The 16,143-nt window shown below is 62.8% G+C and carries 15 protein-coding genes and 1 riboswitch; of the genes, 8 read left to right on the top strand and 7 right to left on the bottom strand.

Annotated elements, in window-relative coordinates; translation table 11 throughout:
* Window positions 1–125 precede the first annotated feature (125 nt).
* The 6 genes from HMPREF2822_RS03665 to HMPREF2822_RS03640 all read left to right on the top strand — a co-directional run bounded on the left by HMPREF2822_RS03665 (window position 126) and on the right by HMPREF2822_RS03640 (window position 6,537).
* The gene (locus tag HMPREF2822_RS03665; RefSeq protein WP_070521093.1) at window positions 126–1,832 is read left to right on the top strand and encodes a bifunctional uroporphyrinogen-III C-methyltransferase/uroporphyrinogen-III synthase; all 1,707 of its coding nucleotides are present in this window, start codon (window positions 126–128) and stop codon (window positions 1,830–1,832) included.
* A gap of 62 nt (window positions 1,833–1,894) precedes the next feature.
* Complete coding sequence (gene hemB / locus HMPREF2822_RS03660) at window positions 1,895–2,872, top strand: porphobilinogen synthase (RefSeq protein WP_070521091.1); 978 nt, start codon at window positions 1,895–1,897, stop codon at window positions 2,870–2,872.
* A gap of 10 nt (window positions 2,873–2,882) precedes the next feature.
* Entirely contained in the window at window positions 2,883–3,581 is a 699-nt protein-coding gene (locus tag HMPREF2822_RS03655; RefSeq protein ID WP_070521089.1) for a hypothetical protein, read from the top strand.
* Complete coding sequence (locus tag HMPREF2822_RS03650) at window positions 3,578–4,075, top strand: tellurium resistance protein TerC (protein ID WP_070521085.1); 498 nt, start codon at window positions 3,578–3,580, stop codon at window positions 4,073–4,075. The genes HMPREF2822_RS03655 and HMPREF2822_RS03650 overlap by 4 nt, the downstream gene beginning before the upstream one ends.
* A 38-nt stretch (window positions 4,076–4,113) precedes the next feature.
* The gene (gene hemE, locus HMPREF2822_RS03645) at window positions 4,114–5,154 is read left to right on the top strand and encodes a uroporphyrinogen decarboxylase (protein WP_070521083.1); all 1,041 of its coding nucleotides are present in this window, start codon (window positions 4,114–4,116) and stop codon (window positions 5,152–5,154) included.
* Window positions 5,155–6,537 carry a protoporphyrinogen oxidase gene (locus HMPREF2822_RS03640; RefSeq protein ID WP_070521081.1) on the top strand — a complete coding sequence of 461 codons (1,383 nt, stop codon included), beginning with the start codon at window positions 5,155–5,157 and terminating at the stop codon, window positions 6,535–6,537.
* A gap of 139 nt (window positions 6,538–6,676) precedes the next feature.
* Here the strand turns inward: HMPREF2822_RS03640 and HMPREF2822_RS03635 are convergent, their stop codons facing one another.
* The 3 genes from HMPREF2822_RS03635 to HMPREF2822_RS03625 all read right to left on the bottom strand — a co-directional run bounded on the left by HMPREF2822_RS03635 (window position 6,677) and on the right by HMPREF2822_RS03625 (window position 9,974).
* A complete protein-coding gene (locus HMPREF2822_RS03635; RefSeq protein ID WP_070521078.1) occupies window positions 6,677–8,296 on the bottom strand; it encodes an ATP-binding cassette domain-containing protein in 1,620 nt (539 codons plus the stop codon).
* An 83-nt stretch (window positions 8,297–8,379) separates the two neighbouring features.
* Window positions 8,380–9,396 carry an ABC transporter permease gene (locus HMPREF2822_RS03630; protein ID WP_070521074.1) on the bottom strand — a complete coding sequence of 339 codons (1,017 nt, stop codon included), beginning with the start codon at window positions 9,394–9,396 and terminating at the stop codon, window positions 8,380–8,382.
* The gene (locus HMPREF2822_RS03625) at window positions 9,396–9,974 is read right to left on the bottom strand and encodes an ABC transporter ATP-binding protein (protein WP_070521071.1); all 579 of its coding nucleotides are present in this window, start codon (window positions 9,972–9,974) and stop codon (window positions 9,396–9,398) included. The genes HMPREF2822_RS03630 and HMPREF2822_RS03625 overlap by 1 nt, the downstream gene beginning before the upstream one ends.
* Before the next feature lie 382 nt (window positions 9,975–10,356).
* On the opposite strand from HMPREF2822_RS03625, the gene HMPREF2822_RS03620 reads away from it, so the two are divergent.
* On the top strand, window positions 10,357–10,980 hold the full coding sequence (locus HMPREF2822_RS03620) for a Fic/DOC family protein (RefSeq protein WP_070521068.1): 624 nt from the start codon (window positions 10,357–10,359) through the stop codon (window positions 10,978–10,980).
* A 9-nt stretch (window positions 10,981–10,989) separates the two neighbouring features.
* On the opposite strand, the gene HMPREF2822_RS03615 is transcribed toward HMPREF2822_RS03620, so the two are convergent.
* Window positions 10,990–11,829, bottom strand: a complete 840-nt coding sequence (locus HMPREF2822_RS03615) for an NAD(P)-dependent oxidoreductase (RefSeq protein WP_070521065.1) — start codon at window positions 11,827–11,829, stop codon at window positions 10,990–10,992.
* A gap of 25 nt (window positions 11,830–11,854) precedes the next feature.
* Window positions 11,855–11,925, top strand: a riboswitch (guanidine-III (ykkC-III) riboswitch).
* 11 nt (window positions 11,926–11,936) lie between these two features.
* On the opposite strand from HMPREF2822_RS03615, the gene HMPREF2822_RS03610 reads away from it, so the two are divergent.
* On the top strand, window positions 11,937–12,251 hold the full coding sequence (locus HMPREF2822_RS03610) for a DMT family transporter (RefSeq protein ID WP_070521062.1): 315 nt from the start codon (window positions 11,937–11,939) through the stop codon (window positions 12,249–12,251).
* A gap of 163 nt (window positions 12,252–12,414) precedes the next feature.
* Here the strand turns inward: HMPREF2822_RS03610 and HMPREF2822_RS03605 are convergent, their stop codons facing one another.
* The 3 genes from HMPREF2822_RS03605 to HMPREF2822_RS03595 are packed head-to-tail and all read right to left on the bottom strand — an operon-like array spanning window position 12,415 to window position 15,988.
* Entirely contained in the window at window positions 12,415–13,710 is a 1,296-nt protein-coding gene (locus tag HMPREF2822_RS03605) for an ABC transporter permease (RefSeq protein ID WP_070521059.1), read from the bottom strand.
* Complete coding sequence (locus tag HMPREF2822_RS03600; RefSeq protein ID WP_070521058.1) at window positions 13,707–14,381, bottom strand: ABC transporter ATP-binding protein; 675 nt, start codon at window positions 14,379–14,381, stop codon at window positions 13,707–13,709. The genes HMPREF2822_RS03605 and HMPREF2822_RS03600 overlap by 4 nt, the downstream gene beginning before the upstream one ends.
* Window positions 14,378–15,988: a permuted SH3 domain-containing protein gene (locus tag HMPREF2822_RS03595; RefSeq protein WP_070521055.1), complete on the bottom strand. Its 1,611-nt coding sequence runs from the start codon at window positions 15,986–15,988 to the stop codon at window positions 14,378–14,380. The genes HMPREF2822_RS03600 and HMPREF2822_RS03595 overlap by 4 nt, the downstream gene beginning before the upstream one ends.
* Between the last annotated feature and the right edge of the window lie 155 nt (window positions 15,989–16,143).

The following is a 16,143-nucleotide window of genomic DNA, read 5'->3' as shown; positions in this document are numbered from 1 at the left end:
AATCATTGAGAGCAATGATTTAGGCCCCCTTAACTCGCGAGTGAGGGGCTTTCTTGTCTCCATTTCCCGCGCCCGCCACGCGTGGCGCCGGGGCACTCGGAATCCACAAACTAGAAAAGAACCTTATGAGCAATGCCGTGCCGGATACCCAGCCTGAGCTGGGTAAGTCTGATCTGGGCAAAGTCGTCTTCGTCGGTGCCGGCCCAGGTAACCCCGACCTGCTGACCGTTCGCGCCCGCGAGGTTCTGGAGACGACCGCCAACGTTGTGACCGACGCCGCCGTTTCACAAGGCGTGCGCGACATGGTGGCGCAGCAAGTGCCGGTTCCGCAGGAGCTTCTCGACGCCGCCGAGGAAGAGTACGAGCGTATCTGCGCCGCCGCAAAGGAAGCGGGCGCGCGCCGCAAGCCGCCACGCCCAGCCCCGCCGACGGCGGCGGTGTTTGAGGAGGTCGAGGGGGACGTCGTCAAGCAACTGCGTGCAGCACTCGAGCGCGCAGAGGGCTACGACGTGATCCGCCTGGTCACCGGAAACCCGCTCAACCGCGAGTCCATCAAGGCGGAAATCACCGCCGTGGCCAATGCGGGCATGGAATTCCAGGTGGTCCCGGGCATGTCCCTGCCTTCGACGGTTCCGTCTTTTGCAGGTATTGCTCTCGGTGCGACCTATACCGAGGCCGACATCACCGAAGGTGCGGATTGGGACGCGCTGGCCTCTGCGACGCAGCCGCTGGTTTTGCAGGCCACGGCAGATGACCTGCCGGTGATTTCCGCCGAGCTGGTGGAGCGCGGGATGCCCGCGGAGACGGAAGCCTACGTCACCGTCCACGGAACCACCCGTCTGCAGCGCACCCACGAGACCACTCTGGGCACGCTGGGCAAGCTCGACGCTGAGCTGCCGGGCGAGCTCGTCGTCACGCTGGGCCGCAGCTTTGATGATCGCTCGAAGTACTCCTGGTGGGAGAACCGTTCGCTCTATGGCTGGCGCGTGCTCGTGCCGCGCACGAAGGAGCAGGCCGCGGCGATGAGCGCCCGCCTGGCTGGCCACGGTGCCATTCCGCAGTCGGTGCCCACTATCTCCGTGGAACCGCCGCGCAACCCGGCGCAGATGGATCGCGCCATCAAGGGCATCGTCGAAGGCCGCTACAAGTGGGTCGTGTTCACCTCCGTCAATGCGGTGAGCGCGGTGTGGAAGAAGATTGCGGAACTCGGCCTCGATGCCCGCGACTTCGCCGGTGTGCACCTGGCGGCGGTGGGGCAGAAGACCGCCGATGCGATTCGCGCCAAGGGCATGGTCCCGGAGCTTCTGCCGCCGGCGAGGAAGCAGAATGCCGAGGGCCTCGTGGAGGTCTTCCCCAACTACGTTGAGGACATCGACGCCGTGGGCCGCGTGTTGCTGCCGCGCGCCGATATCGCCGGCGAGACTCTGGTGGACGGCCTGTTGGACTTGGGCTGGGAAGTCGATGACGTGGTGGCCTACCGCACCGTGCGCGCGGCCCCGCCGGCGGCGGAGATCCGCGACATGATCAAGTCCGGTGGCTTCGATGCGGTGGCCTTTACCTCGCCGTCGACGGTGCGCAACCTCGTCGGCATCGCCGGCAAGCCCCATGCCCGGACCATCATCGCGTGCATCGGCCCCTCCACCAAGGCGGCGGCCGAGGAGGTGGGGCTGCGCGTGGACGTGGTCCCGGAGGTTGCGGATGTGCCGACGCTTGTCGACGCCCTCGCTGACCACGTCGCCGCCCTCCGCGCCGCCGGCAACCTGCCTGCTCCGCGCAAGAAGCGCCGCTCGCGCAAGAAGTCGGCGTCGACCACTGCTGGGAAGGCAGATTAGGGGCGACTAGAGTCGAGAAAGTACTTTTGATTTTCTCGTAGCTCAAAGGAGAGTTTTTACTCATGAGCATTGCTCGCCGCCCCCGCCGCCTGCGTCAGAACCCGGCTTTTAGGGACTTGGTTGCGGAAACGTCGCTGCGCCCCTCCGACCTCATCCTCCCGATGTTCGTCGTCGATGGTCTGGATGAAGCCCGCGAGATCCCCTCCATGCCGGGAGTGGCGCAGCACAGCTTGGATTCCCTCAAGCGCGCCGCCCACGAGGCACTTGACGCCGGCGTGACCTGCGTTGACCTTTTCGGTGTGCCGCGTGAGGAAGACAAGGATGCAACCGGCTCCGTGGCTTGGGACCCGCAGGGCATCCTCAACGTTGCGATTGCCGAGCTGCGCAAAGAGTTCGGCGATGACCTCATCGTGATGGCGGATACCTGCCTCGATGAGTTCACCTCGCACGGTCACTGCGGTGTGATCGATGACAAGGGCCGCGTGCTCAACGATGAAACCGTGGAGCTCTACCAGGACATGGCCCGCTCTCAGGCCCGCGCTGGTGCGCACATGGTCAGCCCCTCCGGCATGATGGACGGCCAGATTGCCGCCATCCGCGAGGCCCTCGACGAGGCCGGCCACGAGGACGTGGCCATCATGGCCTATTCCGCCAAGTACGCCTCCGCCTTCTTCGGTCCCTTCCGCGATGCGGTGGGCTCCTCCCTGGAGGGCGACCGCCGCACCTACCAGCAGGATCCGCGCAACTTCCGCGAGTCCATGCTGGAGGTGGACCTGGACATCGAGGAAGGCGCGGACATCGTCATGGTTAAGCCTGGCCTGCCGTACCTCGATGTGCTGGCCGGTGCCGTGGAGCGCTCCTCCGTGCCGGTAGCCGTGTACCAGGTGTCCGGCGAGTATGCGATGATTCAGGCAGCCGCCCAGAACGGGTGGATCGATGGTGAGGCCGTTATGCTGGAGTCCTTGACTGCGTTCAAGCGCGCGGGCGCGGACCAGATCCTGACGTACTTCGCCACGGACGCCGCCCGCTTGCTCAAGTAAAAGGAGAATCGTGACGTTCAGCCCGAACACGGCTTCGTCGGCGCAGAAGCCGGCGAAGCAGGACAAGGAGCCGGATAAGGAGAAGGCCACTCGCACCGAAGCCGTTTCCCTCATGCTCAAGGTGTGGGCCGTTGCCTTGGTGCTTGAGGTGGTGCACCTAGTCCTGAGCATCGTGCTGACCCTTCTGAACCGGGACGAGCTCTTTGCCCAGGCCCGCACCACCGCGGAGTCCGCAGCGGAAAAGTCTGGGCAGGACGTCAGCGATGCCCTCGTGCAACTCGTGGGCTATGGCTCGGTGGCGTTCAGCTCGCTGATATCGCTCGCCATCGTCGTCCTGCTGGGCATCATGCTGGGCTTGATCCACAAGAACTCCTCGGCGGCCGGCACCGGCCGGCGCCTGTGGTTCGCCTTCTCCCTCTACTTCGCCTTCCGCGTGCTCATCGTCTTCATGAGCAGCCCCGCTGGGGCGAGCGTTCCGGACTGGCTGTTCGTCCTCGATGGCGGCGTGCAGATCCTCGTCGGCGTGGCCGCCGTCATGGGCTTGATCTTCTCCTCCAAGGAAGAAGTTCTTGAGTACACCGGCGAGATGGAACAGATGCGCCAGATGCGCAAGGAGATGGAAGAGCAGCGCCGTCAGGAAAACCTGGAGGAGCGCGAGAAGAAAAACAAGGACAAGGAGAAAGAAAGAGACAAGGACGGCAAGCGATGAATGACCGCCCCGGCCCCGCGGACTATAATCGCCGTCCGCGCCGCCCTAAGAAGCAGGGCGAGCAGGATCTTTCCACCTGGCCTTCCCAGCTGCGCATCTCCTATTGGGTCTTTGTGGTTGCCGCCGTTGTGATGTTGACCGCCGGAATGGTGGGACTCTTTGGCTCCTATGGCTCGGTGACCAACCCCGAACTCAGCCCAGAGCAGGTGGGCTATATCCGTTTCAATACGCGCTTTGCTGCCATTTCTCATGTGGTGAGCGCTGTCATCATTGCGGCGTGCTCCGCGCAGTTAGCAAACGGTTCGGTGTGGGCGCGCCGCATCATTACCGCGGTTTCCGCCTATGCCATGTTCGTCAGCATAGCGGCGCTGATTGCCGGCGTGGGCGGGCTGCTCTTGTTGCTCATTCCGATGGCGCTCATGGTGGGAATCTTCTTCCTCTTTCATCCAGACTCGACGGCGTTCATTAAGGCCCGTCGGGCGCAGAATTCCTGATTGGCGCCCACTCCAACTTTTGATTCATAATGGACGGTATGTCTCGTCTGTCTGCCGCGCCGCTTATTGAGGCCGCTTCCGGCCGCACCCCGTCCCGTCCGCCCGTCTGGTTCATGCGCCAGGCGGGGCGTTCTTTGCCGGAGTACCGCAAGGTCCGTGAGGGAATCAGCATGCTGGATTCCTGCTTCATGCCGGAGCTGCTGGCGGAGATTACCCTGCAGCCAGTGCGCCGCCACGACGTCGACGCGGCCATCTTGTTCAGCGATATCGTCGTCCCGCTCAAGGCCGCGGGCGTCGGCGTGGAAATCGTCCCCGGACGCGGCCCAGTCATGGATGCGCCCGTGCGCAGCAAGGAGGACGTGGCGAACCTGCCTATCCTCGACGTCGACGTGCCCGAGGTGCGCCAGGGCATCGAGATCATTCTGAACGAGCTCACCGACAAGCAGGCACTCATCGGTTTTGTCGGTGCGCCTTTCACTTTGGCCAGCTACCTCATTGAGGGTGGCCCCTCGAAGAATCATGAGCGCACCAAGGCCTTGATGCATTCCGAGCCGGACACCTGGCACCAGCTCATGGAGCGCCTGACCCCGACGATCATCTCTTTCCTCCAGCTTCAGCTGGAAGCGGGCATCGATGCGATGCAGCTCTTTGATTCCTGGGCGGGCTACCTCAACGAGCGCGACTACCGCGAGTTTGTTCTGCCCTATTCAACGCAGATCCTTAAAGCCGCGGAGGGCCGCGTGCCGCGCATTCACTTCGGCGTGGGAACCGGCGAGTTGCTCGGCGCGATGTCGGAGGCCGGTTCGGAGGTCTTGGGCGTGGACTACCGCGTGAGCATGGATGCCGCCGCGGCACGCGTCGATGCAGACATCCTGCAGGGCAACCTTGATCCAGCCTTGCTCTTTGCCGGCGAGGAGGCGGTGCGCCAGGGCGTGCACATCATCAAGGCAGAGGTCGCCCGCGCAAGGGAGCGTGGCGACGTGAAGGGACACATCTGGAACCTCGGCCACGGGGTTCTGCCGACTACCGACGCCGACGCCATCACCCGCGCCGTCGCCATCATCCACGAGGAGGGCTAAATGAAAATCGCGATCATTGGTGCTGGACTGGCGGGACTCACCGCCGCGTGGGAACTCAAGCACAACACTGAGGGCTCCCATGAGGTTTATGTTTTCGAGGCGGCCGATCGCATCGGCGGCAAGCTGCACACCGTGGCTTTCAACGGCGGCCCCACGGACATGGGCGCGGAGGCCTTCATCCGCCGCCGCCAAGATGCCGTGGACTTCTTCACGGAGCTGGGCTTGGAGGATTCCTTCGTGGAACCCAACAGTCAGCTGCGCCCCCGCGTGTATACCGGCGGCGAGCTGCACTTCCTGCCGAAAGGCGGTGTCATGGGTATTCCTTCCGCGCCGCAGGACTTCTTCTCCGCTGCCACCAATGAGCGCATCACCAACGAGCAGCCCTTTGAGTGGGAAGTCGGCGGGGATGTCTCCGTGGGCAAGCTCGTGCGCCAGCAATACGGCGATGACGTGGTGGACCACGTGGTCTCCGCGCTCCTCGGCGGTGTGTACTCCTGTACGGCCGATGACCTGGGCCTCCGCGCCACGGTTCCGCACCTAGCGGCCACGCTGGACTCGCTGGCGAAAGAGGGCCCGGTAACCCTGTCGGCGGCAATCAAACAGATCGAGTCCGGCCGCAGCCCGGCCGAAGGCTCCGTCTTCGGCACCTTCAAGGGTGGCTACGCCGAGCTCTACGAAGCCCTGGCTGAGAAGTCCGGCGCGCAGATCCACCTGGACACCTTCGTCTCGGGCGTGACGCGTAAGGGTGATGCCTTTGAGGTCAAGGGCGCGCCGGGGGATATCGGCCCCTTCGACCGCGTGCTCTTTGCCACCCCGGCTCCGACGACCGCGCGCCTGCTCAAGGCCGTGGCTCCGGAGGCCGCCCAGGAGTTGTCTTCTGTCCAGCTGGCCTCCTCTGTAGTCGTCGGCTTCAACTTCGCCTCCGCCACGGACCCGGAGGGCAACTCCCTTCCGGAGGCCACCGGCATTCTCGTCGCCTCTGACGAGCCCGGCGTGCGCGCCAAGGCTTTCACGCTCTCATCCAATAAGTGGCCGCACCTGAACGAGCGCGAAGGCTTCCTCGTGCGCGCCTCCTTCGGCCGCTTCGGCGATGACGCCCTCGTGCGCGCGGAGGAGGATGACCTGGTGGACTATGCCCTTGATGACCTGCAGAAGATCACCGGCTTCGACGGCCGCGCCGCCGGCGTGGAGGAGATCTACACGCAGCGCTGGTTCGGCGGCATCCCCCGCTATGACGAAAAGCACCTGGCTACCGTTGCCGCCGTGCGTGCCGCGCTTGCCGACGTCCCCGGTATCGCCACCGCCGGCGCTTGGGCCGATGGAGTCGGCGTGCCCGCCGTCATCGCCGGCGCCCGCGCTGCCGCGCAGGCGCTCGTCAGCTAGCTCGCTGTCCCTCCTTGTGGCGCCTCACAAAGGGCGCCTCACAAGGGGCGTCCCGCAAAAGGCGTCTGATAAAAGGTATCTTTGGGTGTAAAAACGCCATCTGCAATGCGCAAAAGGCGTTTTGGGCCGTGAAAACGCCTTATGACTGATGCCTTTTGTCAGATGCCTTCAGCTGGTCGATGGAGTTACGTAGTCGCTCTGCATTGCGAGGGGAACGCAGAAGGTATTCCGTTTCACGGAGCGAGTTGTAGTCATCCATGGAAACGGTCGTTGTGAGGTTGAGCTGCTCGCACACGTGCTCGTCGTGGCTGACCAGGATGAATGCCCCGCGGTAGCTCGTGAGCACCTCAATCAGCCAATCGGTGGTGGGGATATCGAGGTTGTTTGTCGGTTCGTCGAGAAGCAGAAAGCGCGGGGCTGGGTCGCTGAGCAAGACGCGGGCGATTTCGACGCGGAAGCGCTCGCCACCAGAAAGCTGGCCCACTGGCTGGTGGATCTTGTCGTTGATAAAGAGCATTTGGGCCAGCTGGTCGCGCAGGAACTGCGGGTCCGCGTTGGGGTTGGCCTCCCGCACGATGTCGAGCACCGACTTCTCCTCAGGCAGGACGATGCGTTGGCGGATGTATCCGCAGGGCAGCGCGTACTCGACGTCGCCGCGGGCGATGCGGTTGAGGAAGGTGGTCTTGCCGCTGCCGTTGGGCCCGGCGAGGCGAACACGCTCAGGGCCAGTAATGCTGAGCAGATCGCTGACCAGCACGCGGGTGCCCACGGGCAGCTCAGTGCCGGGGAGGTCGATGTGGACATGGGTGTCGTCGCGAAGCGCGCGCTGTGCCTTGTCATGAGCCGACAGGGCGGCAGCCACTGCATCGTTGGCCTGTTGAGAACGCCCAGCGGCCGAGCGCTCAGAACGGTTCTTGTCCAAGCCCATGGCCATGCCGGGTTTGCGCTTCGAGGCGGCGAAGTTCTTGCCGCGGCGGGCATCGCGCGCAATGCGGGTCTGCATGGCGGCGCGCTCGCGGATTTGTTTGCGGTGTTCGGCCTTGGTCTCTCGGACCTTGGCCTGCGCGGAATCCTGCTCGGCATCAATCGCTGCGCGGTAGGAGGAGTAGTTTCCCTCGAACTCGCGAAGTGTTCCGTGGTAGAGCTCCGCAATGCTATCCGCGTGCGCGAGGAGCTCGCGGTCGTGTGAGACGACGAGAACCGGCATCGGCGCGGTGCGAATGAGCTCGAGCAGGCGCTGGCGTGATGAGGAGTCCAGGTTGTTGGTGGGCTCGTCGAGGATGAGGAAATCCGGCTTGCGGAAGAATGCGGCGGTCAGTGCCACGGTCACCGCTTCACCACCCGACAGTGTTCCGATAGTGCGCTCTAAGGGGAAGGGGATACCCGCAGCGTCGAGAGCTGCTTCAATACGTTCTGCTAAGTCCCACTGCTCACCAACAGTGGCGGCGAGCTCTTCCGAGTATTCGCCAGCCTCAATGCGGGCAATGGCGTTGAGGACTTCGGTCGCGCCAAAGACATCGGCGATGGTGCTAGACGTATGGAGGCCTAAATCCTGGTCGACATAGAGGACTGAACCCGCGGATACCGTTCCCGAAGTCGGGGCAATGAGGTCAGCAAGCACCTTGGCTAGCGTTGATTTTCCGGAACCATTCGCCCCGACCAGTCCGGTGAAGTGGGAAGAAAACGTGCCGGTGAGGTCCGTGAAACAAGGGGTGCCGTCGGGCCAGGTGACGGTGAGATGAGAAAAAGAAATAGGCATGAAGAAATCCACCTTCGAGTAGGTCGCGTAAAGAGTGACGTCGAATTAGGAAAAAATCTTCATGTCCGAAAGACTAGCCCCGACTAATACCCCAGCGCAAGGGCCGCCACGCCAAGGCCGAGGGCGCCGCGGGTGATGTAGTGCAGCACCTCGGGGGAGAAGGAGACACCGAAGCCGCCGCTGTCCAGCATGGACATGCTGTCTACCTGTGCCGGGCGGGAACGCTTAAACGACACCCAGCTAAGACCGGCGATGATGAGCACCACTGCGATGGCGGAGAGCTTCCACACCAAGAGGAGGACACCGGTACCAAGGAGTGCCGTGCCCACTGAAGCGATAAGGGGAAGGCCCCAGTCGGGCCATGCATCGTCGCTGACGCGGCCGAAGGAGGCGGCGCGCCCAACCGCCGCGCCGACGATGCTCCACGCGGACATGAAGCCGACGATGGCCAGCGCCCCGAGCTGTGGGGCGAACCCCAACGACAAGCCGAGGGCCGCGAGCGCACCGACGCCGATGTACCACCGTCGTCCCAGACGACGGAAGAAGAGGCCCGTCAACGTGGAGGGCGCATGGGCGCGACGAGGAATCCAGGCGGACTGGCTCGCAATGGCATCAGAGGTGACTTCCGAATCAAGCAGGCCAAGGCCAGAACCGCCGACTAGGCGCGTGCGCCCAGCGCTGAGAAGCGAAGCCAGCGTGAACGAGCGCCACCCCACGACGAAACGCAGGGCCGGGACTGCCAGCGCGAACCACGGGGATAGCCCGGTGGACACGCAGATGCCGAGGCCCAAGGCCCCGAACCCGATCAGCTGCGTCCATGTGATCCAGTCCGTACCGCGGAGCTTGCCGCGCGGGCGGTCAACGTACACCCAACGTTCCCGGGATAGCGCGCGCAGGGGATAGAGAACCTCGGTGAGCACCATAAGCGTGAGCAGTCCCACGACGGCGGCAATCGGGGCGACGCTAGTTAGCGCGATGCGGGCCGGGATGATAGGCAGGACTGCGCCGACTTCTTGCCAGACTGTATAACCGAAGCCGAAGACGATGCCGGCGAGGATGAGATACCAAATACCATCACCTAGCCGGGACAGTACGCGCATCACAGCTGCACCACCTCGTCGCAGGCCTGGGTGATCGTGTCGGAATGCGAGGCCACGACGATGCAGCGATTCTCCTCGTCAGCTAGGTAGCGCAATTCGCTTGCGAGGAACTCGGTCCAGGTGGCGTCGAGGTGGCGCTCGGGCTCGTCGATAAGCACTGCGCGCGCCGGCTGGTACAGCTGTGCTGCCAGAAAGACGCGCTGGCGCTGGCCCGAGGACAGACGCGAGGCGGGGTGCGGAAGGAGAGGATCGAGCGTCCAGAGTTCGCAGAGCTTGGCGACGTCCACCCCTGTCGCCTTTCCTATCAAGTCCAGGTGCTCGCCCACGGTGAGGTCGGGGAGGAAAACCGGCTCAGCCACCGTAAGTACAGCACCCGGTTGCTCCTTCGTGCCGACGGGATGGCCGTCGCACTCCACTGAGCCTTCGAGAGGCGCAAGCTCACCGCCGAGCGTTGCGAGCAACGTGGATTTACCTGAACCATTAGGTCCGGCAAGGCCATAAACATGGCCCGAAGCGAAATCTTTCTCAAGGTGTCCAAGGGGCGTGGAATGCCCATAATCGGCGTCGATGGAAAGCATTGCTGGGCGGCGAGCTCCTTACATTGGGCGGCTAGACAATAGTTAAAACTTATTGATGAAGTTTAGCAAAATGCACGCCCTGAACGTTCCTCTCGAGGTGGAAAACGCCCTTGGGATTGGTGCTATGAGCTGCTAAAATGAGAGAAAATGTAGTTGAAAACTCGGGAGGATAGCAATGTCGGAGCCTGTTCAAATTGAAAGCAGTAGTAGCGACCGTGATCCGTTAGTGTTGAGTGATGCTGCGTTGCGTCTAGCAGGCCACGATGTGACTGATGAGTACGTGCGCCAGCTGGGCCGCGAGGTGGCTGCAGGGACATTATCTGCCGATGAAGCAATCGCTCGTGTTCGGCGAGCTTCGCTGAAGTAGAGCGCGTGGAGAAACATGAGCGGGGGCTGGGAGAGCTATTTCATTCCAGGGACCAAGGTTCTGAAGAATCGCTTGGGGTTAGATGACGCAGAAGAACTACGGATCTTGGAAGAAAAGCTTGTATTTCTTCGGATAACCGAGTTGGACTCGGCACCTGTGGAAGGTGCTTTTGACTACGCGCACTTCAAGGCTATACATCGACATCTGTTTCAGGATGTGTATGACTGGGCGGGTGAAGAGCGGAATGCCCCTACAGGTCAGTTCATGATTAAGGCTGGGCATGCCTACTATCCGGCGGGGCCGGAAATGACGAAGGCAGCAGAGAAGCTGTTCGCGGGGCTGGCAAAGGATGGCTTTCTGCGTGGCCTAGAGATTGATGAGTTTGTGGCCAAGCTGGCGGAGCTGTGGGGCGAGCTCAATGTGGTGCACAGTTTTAGAGAAGGCAATACCCGCACACAGACGGTGTTCTTTGACGCGCTGGCTACGGCGGCAGGATACCGACTTAATGTGGAGCGGCTAGCGAGTGATAGCCGCGTGCGCGCGGAGTTTATTGCCGCGCGCTTTCACAGCCAGGACACGGGGGATAACGCGCAGCTGGAGGAGGTGCTGCGCGGGCTCGTCGGAAAGCGCAGTGCCTAGCTCTCGAGGCTAGCCCTTGTTGCGGAAGACGAAGATGGAGGAGAAGTCCTGGTCGCCGTGGCCCATGGCCTGCTGTTCCTCAAAGCGCTCGATGGCGGCGGCCACTGCAGGCAGCGGCTTGTTGGCGGTCATCTCCATGAGCTTGGCGTCCTTGCACAGGGCATCCACGGTGAAGTCACCCGGAGTGGTGTTGCGCTCGCCGGTGATGAACGGGCCCTTCATGTTCTTCATGAAGGCCAGGCCGGTGATGTCGAGCATCTCGAGGATGACCTCGGAATCGAGGCCCTCGGACTCGCCGAGGTGGAGTGCTTCCAGCACGCCCTCCGCGGTAACGGCAAGTGCTAGGTTGGCCAGGAGCTTGCCAATCGCCGCGGTGGCGGCGGACTCCACGCCGATGAGCTTGTTCTCATCGGCCCAGGACTCGGCGATGGTCATGGCGAGCTCGCGGCGGTCGTCGTCAGGCGTGCCCACGTAAACGCCGAGCTTGCCTTCGCGTGCTGGGCCTAGCGAGCCGACGACGGGCGCGTGGACATAAGAGTCGACCGCGGCAGCGAATTCGCGGGCGGCATCGGGGGAGACGGTCGTGGTATCGATCCAGGTCACGCCCTCCGGGATGAGGTTGGCGTCAATGACTCGCTCACGGATGTCATCGGGGCCAAAGAGCGAGGTAATGATGACCTCTGCGCCCTCTACGGCGGCGGTGGGCGAATCGGCGAGGGTAGCGCCGGACTCGACCAGCGGCTGCGCGCGCTCGGCGGTGCGGTTCCAAACGGTGAGCTCATGGTTCTTGAGGAGGTGTCGGGCGAGCTCAGTGCCCATGCGGCCAGTACCTAGGAATGCAATCTTCATGCCGCCCAGTGTGCCATTATTGTGGGCAGGCTCGCCGCGATTTATGCGAGCCCCGGACGAGGGAGCCGTACCCGGTGACGCGACAAGACGGCCAGAAAGGGCTGGCCATGTCGTGGTTTGTGTTGATTTTCTCCGGCGCCTTTGAGGCTGTGTGGGCAGCGGCGCTGGATAAGTCGGAGGGCTTTAGCCGCCTGTGGCCCTCGGTGATCTTTTTCGTGGCCTGCGCCATTTCGATGGGCGGGTTGGGCTGGGCCATGAAGTCTATCCCCGTGGGCACGGCCTACGCGGTGTGGGCCGGTGTGGGCGCGGTGGTCACCGTCATTTACTCCTTCGTCGCCGGGCACGAGGCGGCAACCGTGTGGAAGGTGCTGTTCCTGGCCATGATCATTGGTGGGATCGTGGGCCTGAAGGTGGTGCATTAGGAGGCGTCGTCGTTTGAAACGACGAAGGAGAATCGATAGTTCGGTGAGTGGATGCCTATGTACTTGCGTAGTAGGCTTCTGGATATCAAGCCGCAAGGCAAATAGGCTCTGGCCCCAGCATCGCTGGGGCTATCTTTTTGTTCCGGTTCGGCTGAACGCTTTGCTATTCGTAGCGCAGCGCCTCAATCGGGTCCAGCTTCGCGGCCTTTCCGGCAGGGTAGTAGCCGAAGAAGAGGCCAATAGCCAGCGAGAAGAGCAGCGAGAGGATGACCGCCCACAGCGGCGGCGCTACGAGTGAGCCGATGGCGGCCGCACCCGCCATGCCGGCTGCGGTGCCGATGGCGATGCCGATGAGTCCACCGATGAGGCAGACCACGATGGCCTCCGTGATGAACTGGATGCGGATATCGCGGCGGCGTGCGCCAAGCGCCTTGCGGATGCCAATCTCGCGGGTGCGCTCGGTAACGGTGATGAGCATAATGTTCATCACGCCGATGCCGCCGACAAGCAGTGAGATGCCGCCGATGGCCGCGAGCACCAGGCTCATCGTGGTGAAGATCTGGTTCAAGGACGCGAGGTCATCGCTGAAGTCAGATACCTTGACCATGTAGTCGGGGTTGTCTTTGTAGTAGCTATCGAAGACGCGCTGCAGGTTGCTGGCTACCGCGGCCTTATCCAAGTCCGGGTTGCCGCGAACGGTGACCTCGCTGAAGGCGGTGCCAGCACCCGGGGAATCGGAGAACTCGGCCTCGAGCGGGTAGGGAACGAAGGCGGTTTGGCTGGGGCCACCGCCCACCAAAGGCCCGGTTTGCGGTTCCTCAAAAACGCCGACAACGGCGAGCTCAAGGGGAGAGGCCTCCTGGCTTTCAAAGCTCACGTATTGGCCAATGGCGTCTTCAGGAGCGCCGAAAAGCTTGGTGGCGGTTTCCTTATCCAGCATGGTCACTGCCCGGCTGGAATCGATATCATCCTCGCTGAGGAAGCGTCCGGCCACGATGGAATAGGAGGAGCCGGAGACATAGTCCGGGTTGGTCGGGCGGACCAGGAGGTTGGCAGTCTCCTCCCCGGATTCGCCCTCGACCACGAGGGCGCCGGAATAAGAGCTGTACTCGCCGATATTGATGCCGGCGATCTGATCTCCCAAGACCTCCTTGGCGCGGTCCAACATGTCCGGGGTGAGCATGGAGGACTCGTCTTCGACGAAGCCGCCGCCCATGAAGGGATCATCGGCTTCTTCCTCTTCGCCCTCCTCAGGGCGCTCCTTGACCTGAACGGTGAAGTTATTAGCACCCACCTTATCCAAATCCTTTTGCACGGAAGACTGCAAGGAGTGGCCGAGCGTGACGATGGCGATGACCGCGGCGATGCCGATGATGACGCCCAACAGAGTCAACGCCGAGCGCATCTTGTTGGTGCGCAGGCTGGTCAGCGCCATCTTGGTGGATTCAGCAAAATTCATGACAACACCCCGTCCTTCATCGTGACGGTGCGGCTGCACTCATCAGCCAATTCCGGGTTGTGGGTAATAAACAAAATGGTCTTTCCATGCGTGCGGTGCAGTTCGTGGAAGAGGTCCATGACCATGCGGCCGGTCTGCGAATCCAATGCGCCGGTGGGCTCGTCCGCTAGGAGAATCTCCGGCTGGTTGGCCAAGGCGCGGGCCACCGCCACGCGCTGCTTCTGACCACCGGAGAGCTCATTGGGCAGGTGGTTCATGCGGTCGGACATACCGACCATCTCCAAAAGCTCTTGCGCGCGCTGGGTGCGCTCGTGAGCCGAAACGCCCGCATAGACCATGGGCATCTCCACGTTCTTCAGCGCGGACATGCGGCCGATCAGGTTGAAATTCTGGAAGATGAAACCGATTTTTTGGCCGCGGAAGGAGGCCAGTTTGTCGTCGCCAAGCGCCAGCGCATCCACCCCAGCCAGCTGGTACTCGCCGGAGGTGGGGCGGTCGAGCAAGCCGATGATGTTCATGAGCGTGGACTTGCCGGAGCCGGACTGGCCCACGACGGCCACGAACTCGCCCTCCTCCACGCTGAAGTCGAGGCCGGGGATGACAGTCAGCTCGCTGTCGAGGCCCTCGTTGAAGCGTTTGACGATTCCCCGCATCTCAATGAGGCGGCTCATGCGTTCTCTTCCGCAGCATCGGATCCATCGACGGAGGCGGACATGCCGACCATGTCCTTGTGCGTATCCGCCTGGCTGATGACGGTCTCGCCTTCCTTGAGGCCGGAGGCGATGGCGGCGGAGAAATCAGATTCGCTGGCGATCTTCACCTCGCGCGCCTGGATAGTGCCGTTGTCGACGACCAGGACGTTCTTCTTGCCGTCTTCTTCATAGATGGCGGAGAGCGGCACGGTGATGGCGTTCTTGTCCTTCTCCGTAATGATCTTCACCTTGGTGGTGGAACCAAGGCGCAGGCCCTCGCGGTTGCCATCGACGCGGATGTGCACGGGGAACTCAGGCTTGGTGGAACCAGATGGTTTGCCGGAGCCGCCACCTGCACCGGCTTCTACCTCAGGTTGTTCGGCCGTAGGGGAGATGAAGGTGACCTTGCCTTTGTACTCTTTGCCGGGGCTCGACGGCGAGGTGAACGTGACTTCATCGCCGACCTTGATGCGGGCGATGTCACCCTCCTTGACCGTGGACTTCACCAACAGTGAGGAATCATCCGCCACGGTGAGGATGGGGCCTTCGGCGGGCATGCCGGCTTCACCACTGACGGAGGTGACAACGCCAGCCAGAGGGGAGCGCAGGTCGGCCTGGGAGAGCGTGTACTCCAGAGGCCCATTCTCCTTGGCGTTGCTGGCGCTTGCCGACGCCGCCGTCTCCACCGCATGGTTCACCGCTTGGGACTGGGAGGCGATTTGGTGTTCGATGGCCAGGTTGCTGGCCTGCAGTGCACGCTCGGCATCGGAGACGGCCTGGTAGGAAGCGGCGGTGGCGCGCTGCTGTTCGCCGAGCTCGCGGTCGATGCCACGGAGGAGGCGGCCATAGGATTCCTCGGATTCCTTCAATTGGCGCTCGGAGTCTTGCACAGCTTCATCGGAGTCCAGGTAGCTTAAGAAAGCGCTGGCGGTGTTGATGCCGGAAGGGTCCTCGGTGGCGGTGCCGATGGAGGCCAGCGCGGACTGGAAGGACTTGGACTCGGCATCGCGCACCCCGGAGCGCGCCTGCTCGACGGCCGCGCGGGCTTCGGCAACCTCGGGGCGGTCGCCCTTGGTAGCGAGGGCATCGTCGAGCTTGCGCTGCGCCTCGGCGTACTCGGTCTGCGCCGAATTCACGGCGGACTGGGCGCTATTGACCTCCGGGTTGAGGCCCTGGTCGAGGGAATCCTGAAGCTGGCGCAGCTGAAGCTGGGCGTCCTCGATCTGGTGGACGGCCTCGAGCTTGCCTGCCTCTTGGGAGGTGCGCTGGGCTTCGAGCTCGCGCTCGGTTTCGGTGGTGTCCATGCGGCCGAGCAGCTGTTGGGCCTCGACGCGGTCACCCACCTTCGCGTCTAGGGACTGGATGGGTCCGGTCAGTGAGCTCGTCAGAGAAATCTCGCGCTCGGCGGAGACGGTGCCGGTGGCGGAGACGGAACTGATGAGGTCTTCCTTGGCGGTTGTCGTGACATCGCTAGCGGTGAGCTGAATGTCGGAGGAGCCGCTGGTTAGTGCGTACATTCCACCACCGCCTGCGAGGAGAACCGCAGCGATAGCGCCGGCGGTGATGCCGAGAGCTTTCTTGTTCATGAGTCCCTTACTGTCAGGTAAACGCCGTCATTGAAAATCGGGTTCAGCTTAACTCCCGGCTATGCTTCCTGTCATGTACAGCGGGGGAATATAGGAGGTAGATCAGGGTCTACCCTTAGATGGTGTGAGGCCATGAGGATTGGCGACGTTTCGAT

Source organism: Corynebacterium sp. HMSC062E11 (assembly GCF_001811845.1).
Lineage (GTDB): Bacteria > Actinomycetota > Actinomycetes > Mycobacteriales > Mycobacteriaceae > Corynebacterium > Corynebacterium hesseae.
The sequence above is the reverse complement of the archived record's forward strand: the minus strand, read 5'-3'. Positions and strand labels throughout refer to the sequence as shown.

Coding starts and splice junctions, on each gene's coding strand:
- HMPREF2822_RS03625 (WP_070521071.1), bottom strand. CDS start 9,974: ATGCTTTCCATCGACGCCGATTATGGGCATTCCACGCCCCTTGGACAC.
- HMPREF2822_RS03665 (WP_070521093.1), top strand. CDS start 126: ATGAGCAATGCCGTGCCGGATACCCAGCCTGAGCTGGGTAAGTCTGAT.
- HMPREF2822_RS03620 (WP_070521068.1), top strand. CDS start 10,357: ATGAGCGGGGGCTGGGAGAGCTATTTCATTCCAGGGACCAAGGTTCTG.
- HMPREF2822_RS03595 (WP_070521055.1), bottom strand. CDS start 15,988: ATGAACAAGAAAGCTCTCGGCATCACCGCCGGCGCTATCGCTGCGGTT.
- HMPREF2822_RS03600 (WP_070521058.1), bottom strand. CDS start 14,381: ATGAGCCGCCTCATTGAGATGCGGGGAATCGTCAAACGCTTCAACGAG.
- HMPREF2822_RS03635 (WP_070521078.1), bottom strand. CDS start 8,296: ATGCCTATTTCTTTTTCTCATCTCACCGTCACCTGGCCCGACGGCACC.
- HMPREF2822_RS03650 (WP_070521085.1), top strand. CDS start 3,578: ATGAATGACCGCCCCGGCCCCGCGGACTATAATCGCCGTCCGCGCCGC.
- HMPREF2822_RS03605 (WP_070521059.1), bottom strand. CDS start 13,710: ATGAATTTTGCTGAATCCACCAAGATGGCGCTGACCAGCCTGCGCACC.
- HMPREF2822_RS03630 (WP_070521074.1), bottom strand. CDS start 9,396: ATGCGCGTACTGTCCCGGCTAGGTGATGGTATTTGGTATCTCATCCTC.
- HMPREF2822_RS03610 (WP_070521062.1), top strand. CDS start 11,937: ATGTCGTGGTTTGTGTTGATTTTCTCCGGCGCCTTTGAGGCTGTGTGG.
- hemB (WP_070521091.1), top strand. CDS start 1,895: ATGAGCATTGCTCGCCGCCCCCGCCGCCTGCGTCAGAACCCGGCTTTT.
- hemE (WP_070521083.1), top strand. CDS start 4,114: ATGTCTCGTCTGTCTGCCGCGCCGCTTATTGAGGCCGCTTCCGGCCGC.
- HMPREF2822_RS03640 (WP_070521081.1), top strand. CDS start 5,155: ATGAAAATCGCGATCATTGGTGCTGGACTGGCGGGACTCACCGCCGCG.
- HMPREF2822_RS03615 (WP_070521065.1), bottom strand. CDS start 11,829: ATGAAGATTGCATTCCTAGGTACTGGCCGCATGGGCACTGAGCTCGCC.